Origin of the sequence: Coxiella endosymbiont of Ornithodoros amblus, assembly GCF_019425495.1 — a bacterium.
GTDB lineage: Bacteria > Pseudomonadota > Gammaproteobacteria > Coxiellales > Coxiellaceae > Coxiella.
In genome coordinates this window covers 3,633-4,982 of the sequence record NZ_VFIV01000101.1, presented here as the reverse complement: position 1 = coordinate 4,982, position 1,350 = coordinate 3,633, and the positions used below count along the sequence as shown (strand labels likewise).

The window sequence follows — 1,350 nt, the reverse complement described above, 5'->3', positions numbered from 1 at the left end:
TGGATAGTTGTGTACACCTTGCGTTTTCAGGATTTGAAATAACCACTTTAATGCCAGAGCCTAACGGATTACTCAATCTGGAAAAATTTGAAGCGGCTATTCGTCCAGATACCATTTTGGCTTCTATCTTGCATGTCAATAATGAAACTGGTGTCATTCAAGACATCCACGGGATTAGTGAGATCACTCGACGTCATGGAATATTATTCCATGTAGATGCTGCGCAAAGCGCTGGGAAAATTCCCATCGATCTGCAAGCTGTTTCTGTAGATCTCATGTCCTTTTCCGCGCATAAAATTTATGGACCCAAAGGGATCGGCGCATTGTATGTGCGTGCTAAACCGCGCGTGCGGCTTGAACCTCTAATTCACGGTGGTGGACATGAGAAAGGATTACGTTCAGGTACCCTGGCGACACATCAAATCATAGGGATTGGAAAAGCCTTTGAATTGGCAAAATTGCGTTTAACATACGACAACAAACACATTGCTTACTTGAGCGATCGTTTGTGGAATGGCTTAGAGAAATTAGGGGGCCTCCACGTTAACGGTGTAAACGCTCCGCGGATCCCGGGCTGTCTGAATATTCGTTTTGACGGTGTTGAAGGTGAATCATTGCTGGTTAGCCTTCGAAACGTAGTAGCTATTTCTAGCGGCTCCGCGTGCAACTCCGCAAGTCCTCTTCCATCTCATGTGCTGACTTCTATGGGGCTGACTCGAGAAGAAGCAGACAATTCCATTCGTATTAGCTTTGGTCGATTTACCACTCAAGAAGAAGTGGATGGCGCTATCGAGCATATAACGGAGCAAGTCAATCGCTTGAGAAAAATGTCTCCCGTGTGGGAAACAGTAAAGGCAAAACTAGTCGCTTAAAGTACGATGCAATATTCAAAAGAAGTGTTACATTATTTTTTTGAAAACCTGCATGCGGGTAAGCTTGATAAAGATGATCCCAAAGTGCGATACGGTGAAATTGCCACAAGCACGGAAGGTCATTTTTTTCGATTGTATTTGCGTTGCCAAAACGACATTATTACAGAAGCGAAATTTCAGGCTTATGCTCCTATTGTCGCAACAGCTGCTTGTGAGTATGTTTGTCGTTGGGCTAAAAGCAAAAAGTTAGACGAAGCAAATTACTTAGATAGAAATCAAATACAAAAAGCGTTAAATTTATCTTCATTACAAGTTCATGTGGCCTTTTTGATTGAGCGGTTATGGAGGAAAACACTGCTCGCGCAAGTATTTTAGCTTCCAGGCCTTTGTGAAAGCCCTCGATTCTTTGTCTGTCAGTAGACGGCCCACGAACGGGAACGACGGACATCTTATGCTCCTATTGTCGCAACAGTTGCTT

General features: G+C 43.6%; 2 protein-coding genes. Both read left to right on the top strand.

Annotated elements, in window-relative coordinates; translation table 11 throughout:
* Window positions 1-872, top strand: an 872-nt coding sequence (locus tag FIV31_RS08155; RefSeq protein ID WP_280124417.1) for an aminotransferase class V-fold PLP-dependent enzyme, incomplete at its 5' end; no start/stop codon positions are given.
* Window positions 873-878: 6 nt separating this feature from the next.
* Window positions 879-1,247, top strand: a complete 369-nt coding sequence (locus FIV31_RS08150; protein WP_280124416.1) for an iron-sulfur cluster assembly scaffold protein — start codon at window positions 879-881, stop codon at window positions 1,245-1,247.
* Window positions 1,248-1,350: the final 103 nt, after the last annotated feature.

Coding starts and splice junctions, on each gene's coding strand:
- FIV31_RS08150 (WP_280124416.1), top strand. CDS start 879: ATGCAATATTCAAAAGAAGTGTTACATTATTTTTTTGAAAACCTGCAT.